Origin of the sequence: Pseudomonas sp. 39004 (assembly GCF_028682155.1) — a bacterium.
GTDB lineage: Bacteria > Pseudomonadota > Gammaproteobacteria > Pseudomonadales > Pseudomonadaceae > Aquipseudomonas > Aquipseudomonas capeferrum.
Window position 1 is genome coordinate 1 of the sequence record NZ_JANIAG010000268.1, and the last position, 4,722, is coordinate 4,722.

3 protein-coding genes, 1 tRNA gene and 1 pseudogene are annotated in these 4,722 nt (G+C 55.6%); all 5 read left to right on the forward strand.

The window, feature by feature from the left end; all coding sequences use genetic code 11:
- Positions 1-45 precede the first annotated feature (45 nt).
- A tRNA-Thr gene (locus NP534_RS25715) sits at positions 46-121 on the forward strand.
- Positions 122-283: 162 nt separating this feature from the next.
- Positions 284-1,603, forward strand: a complete 1,320-nt coding sequence (locus NP534_RS25720; RefSeq protein ID WP_274100587.1) for a tyrosine-type recombinase/integrase — start codon at positions 284-286, stop codon at positions 1,601-1,603.
- Positions 1,604-2,527: 924 nt separating this feature from the next.
- Positions 2,528-3,508 (forward strand): annotated as a pseudogene (locus tag NP534_RS25725) (integrase domain-containing protein).
- Positions 3,505-3,780, forward strand: a complete 276-nt coding sequence (locus NP534_RS25730) for a hypothetical protein (RefSeq protein WP_115273110.1) — start codon at positions 3,505-3,507, stop codon at positions 3,778-3,780. Before NP534_RS25725 ends, NP534_RS25730 begins: the two are co-directional and overlap by 4 nt.
- Positions 3,781-3,985: 205 nt before the next feature.
- Positions 3,986-4,722 (forward strand): DUF262 domain-containing protein (locus tag NP534_RS25735; protein ID WP_274100588.1); only part of this gene is annotated, 737 nt, incomplete at its 3' end.

Genomic DNA, 4,722 nt, shown 5'->3' on the forward strand with positions numbered 1-4,722 from the left:
CTTCCGATCTCAGGCGCCAAACGATCGTTATAATGACGCCCCATTGCCGGTATAGCTCAGATGGTAGAGCAACTGACTTGTAATCAGTAGGTCCCGGGTTCGATTCCTGGTGCCGGCACCATTCAAGGTTCCATAGAAAGCTTTCAAAATCTCTGGAACCCCCGAAAAACCCGCCTTCTGGCGGGTTTTTTCGTTTTGGCGTTCCGTCGGATTCCGAGGGTAGCCAGCGCTAATAAGGGTACTTTTAAGGATACCTACCAATTCGACATTGGAAAGTACCCTTATGGCTCGCACAACGGCTCCCCTTACCGACAACGCCTGCCGCACTGCAAAGGCTCGCGAACGTGAGTACAAGCTTTTTGACGGCGATGGTCTTTACCTGCTCGTGAAGCCCAACGGTCGCAAAGGCTGGCGGCTCAGGTACGTGAAGCCCGATGGTCGAGAGGGCCTGACCTCACTCGGCAATTACCCGGTGGTCGGGCTGGCTGACGCTCGCCACAAGCGCTTCGAGCTCAAACAGCAGCTCGCCAACGGCATTGACCCTATCCAGTCCAAGCAGCAGGCCAAGGTGCAGGCCGTAATCAATGGCCGTACCTTCGAAAGCCTTGCGCTCGATTGGTATGCCGGGATGGTGCCGAAGTGGGCGCCGGGCCACGCCAAGACTGTGCTCAGCCGGTTGAAGACTCACGTATTCCCTTTGCTCGGTGCCAAGGCAATCGTCGAGCTCGATACCCACGACCTCATGCAGCCTCTAGAAGCCGTGACGAAACGCGGCACGATCGACGTGGCGCTTAGGATCAAGAACTACCTTCAAAGCATCATGCGCGAAGCCAAACGGCTGCGGCTGATCACGGCGAACCCCGCTCACGACCTCGATGGCTCGATCAAAGCACCACGGGTTACACATCGACCCGCACTACCCTTATCGCGGCTGCCAGAGTTACAAGCACGCATCGACGACTACAAAGGTCGCCCGCTCACGCGCCTCACGGTGATGCTGTCTTTGCATGTGTTCGTACGCTCCAGTGAGCTGCGTTTCGCCCGCTGGAATGAGTTCGACCTCAAGCGAGGTATCTGGGAGATCCCCGACACTCGCCCAGCCCTCGACGGCGTGCCTTTTTCCACAAGGGGTACAAAGATGGCCGGGGATATTCACGTTGTACCCTTATCGCCACAGGCAGTGGCCTTGCTTGAGCAGATTCACGCGATCACCGGCAAGTTCGATCTGGTGTTCGGGGGGGATGCCAAACCGTGGAAACCGATGTCCGAAAACACGGTGAATGCCGCGCTCAGGACGATGGGCTACGACACCAAGGTGGATATCTGCGGACACGGCTTCCGAGCCATGGCGTGCAGTGCGCTGGTCGAGTCCGGGCTGTGGTCGGAGACGGCTATCGAGCGGCAGATGAGCCACAAGGAACGCAACAACGTGCGCGCCGCCTATACCCACAAGGCTGAGTTCCTCGAAGAGCGCCGGATGATCATGACTTGGTGGAGCCGGTTTCTGGAGGCAAACCGCGAGGAGCATGTCACCCCGCATGAGTTCGCCAATCAGTCAGGTGAGAACGTCACGCGCCTTCGTAGTGCCAAGAGGACCGAGTAGCCCGCCGCACTACTCCCAAGCCCGCTGTGAAGTTACCCACAGCTCCGCATGAAGCTCCTCCGCGCGGGTCCATTGAAACGAGGCGGCAAAGCCGCCCCGTTTCAATGGACCTAACCTTATTAAAACCACTGGCACAGTTGTCATCTGTGGAAAACCACTGATGTCCACCGGGGGATAGTTTTATCCACAGGCGCTACCCCCCCGAAATTGCTTTGCTTGACGAACATTGTCCACAAGCGTAGACCGGTAGATGCAAGCGCTGCCGAGGCAGCCGAATGTGGCCAGAAACCTGAAAGGTCACGCCGCAACCGCGGTGGTTCACCCCCAAGTACGATTCGCGTCCGGTAGCTCGTACGGTCACTACCCATGTGATGGATGCCAACTAAATATCGTTGCCCATGCGGCAGCCAACTTACCCTCCGGCCCAGCAGCATCCTATCCGCTTGGCCATTTCGTATGCGCCAACCTGCGCCCGTCACTTTCTCTGGAAAGAGACGGGCGCTCCTACCACTGCCGCAGCCCTTATCGCACATGGCTTTGCGGCAATTCCCCTCGTGACAATCGGCGTGACAAACGCCGATGTCACCAGCAACAGCGATGTAGATGATGGTGCCGCAGACCAGGGAATGGACTGCACCTGACTGACAGTCAGGCATGCCCCGGTCATCGCACCGCTGCGTTCACCCGGCTCAGGATCTTCAGGTGTTGGCTTCGTCAGCCAGCGCTGCCTCCACCCGCCCACCGGCAACGGTGCTCAGGAGGCCAGATCATGAGATGGCCTTGCTCTTGGTCGTAAGGAGCCGCCAGTCCCGCGTAGTGGACATTCCCCACAGGTCGCAGGGGCCTTGATCCCTGATAACACTCAACATTCTTGGCGAGATGACGTGGGGCAAGGATCGGAGATCGTATGATGAGGTGACCGATATGGCATTAATGGGTAGACGCGATGGCCGCAATTTCGGCTACGGCAGGCAATTGAGCTATGCAGGGCCGCAGGCGCTGAAAGACATGTTTGGCGGTGGCCACTACGGCACGGTTAAAGCGCACTGTGATCGGTGGCAGGCATTCGTGAAGTGGTGCCGCTCCGAACAGGGGCCCGGTATCAATGATGCGCGGCAGATTGATCGGAAGATATTGGCGGAGTATGCGGCGTAGCTGCGCGACGTGGTTGGGCGTGGTGACCTCGCCGTTAGCACCGCACAAAATCGGCTATCCAGCGTTAACAGAACCATGGCAGCGCTTCGCGGTGATCAGTGTGTGAAGTTGCCCAGCCCGAGCAAGGCATTGAGTATGCAGCGCAGCGGGGTTCGACAGTCGGTGCCGCAGGGCCAAGATCGCGAACAGGTTAAGCAGATCGCCGATACGCTTTGCAACCAGCATCAGCTACGGGCCGCCGCGATTGTTCTGTTGGCGCGAGCTACCGGCATGCGCCTGCGTGAGGCCATCTTGGCGGATCTACCACGGTTAAGTCGTGAAGCCGAACACTTAGGCGAGATCAACATCCAAGACGGCACCAAAGGTGGCCGGGCCGGCGCCTTGGCACCTCAATGGATTACGGTGGATGATCATATTCGTGGTGCGCTTGGGTTTGCACGGCAGGTGTCGCCTGCGAGTAGCCGCAATCTGATTGCGCCACACGAAAGCTACCTGAATCTTCTGCAAAAAATCATCCACCCTGCGCGGTACATCCTGCATGCAGACAACCTCAATGGCTTTCATGAGCTACGAGCGGCGTACGCATGTGAGCGCTATGAGCAAATCACCCAGCACCCGGCACCTATCAACGGCGGCCAATGTTGCCAGGTAGATAGGAACCTTGATCGTGAAGCTCGGAGGCAAATCAGCTATGAGCTAGGGCACGGTCGGGTCGATGTGGTCGCTGCCTACATAGGAGGCCGCAGATGAGTAAGGCATTCGATATGGAGCTGTTCTTGGCTGCCGTGCTGAAGGGGTCGTACGCAACGCAGCAGCGTCATCTACGGCAAGCAAAGCTCATCCAAGCTGAGATATCTCACCGCTGGCAGCGAGAAACGCCTTGGGGTTGGCAGAAGAAACATGTGACTTGGTTTCTCCTGCATCGCATGAGTCACCGCAGTGAGGCTACCCGGTACTACTACATGCTAACGGTCCGGCTGGTCGTTCGACGCATAGGAAAGTCATGGATTTTCAATCTCTGAGTGAGCCCTGATCCTGATGGTCAGGACCGACAAGGATCAGCCAGCAGCAGACTGACGCCGGTCTTCAAGACGCTCTGAAAACACGAGTTACCCTGTCCTACTTTCCGAAAGTGGTACTCGACTACTATTTGCTAGGTAGTTCAGTAAAGCTTGATCCTTAGGGCTCTACGAGCCATTCTAGTGAAATTTTTAGGAGAAACCCACGATGGCCAGCAAGCGCACAGCAGAGCAGTTAGCAGATGTACTATTTCCCGAAGCCCTTGAACAGGAGGATTTCGCAGATGGTGTGCTCTCGATCCCACCTGAACAGAGAAAGCTGCATACTGAGACTTATGACTTCACTGTAGAGACTATTGTTGAAAAGCTCATTGATGGATCGATTTTCATACCGAAATTTCAGCGACGCTATGTCTGGTCTGACGCACAAGCGTCTCGACTGATAGAATCCCTGATAATCCAATGCCCAATACCAGTGATCTACTTAAATCAAGAATCCGACGAAAAGCTCTCGGTGATAGACGGGAACCAGCGTCTAACCACAATGCGGAAATATTTCAGTAACGAATTCCCTCTAAAAGGACTGACCGCATATCCTGAGCTTGACGGCAGTAGGTTCTTTGAACTGGATCCGCGTTTTCAACGTCACATTCAGAATCGCACACTAAGATGCATCGTTATTTTAAAAGACACACACCCGCAAGTTAAATTCGATGTTTTTGAACGACTGAACTCAGGCGCCACAAAGCTTACTCCGCAAGAGCTGAGGCATGGACTCTATTTTGGCGACTTAATGAGCCTCGCCACTAAAGCAGTTAAAGAATCGAACTTCCTCACCGCCCTTGAAATTAAAAATGACAAGCGCATGAAAGCTGAGGAGCTCGTTCTAAGGTTCTGGGCACTTAGTGAAAACCACGCGAATTATAAAAAGCCCCTGGCGACTTT

What these genes read in the sequence shown, in the direction of transcription:
- NP534_RS25720 (WP_274100587.1), top strand. Translation starts at nt 284, where the DNA reads ATGGCTCGCACAACGGCTCCCCTTACCGACAACGCCTGCCGCACTGCA.
- NP534_RS25730 (WP_115273110.1), top strand. Translation starts at nt 3,505, where the DNA reads ATGAGTAAGGCATTCGATATGGAGCTGTTCTTGGCTGCCGTGCTGAAG.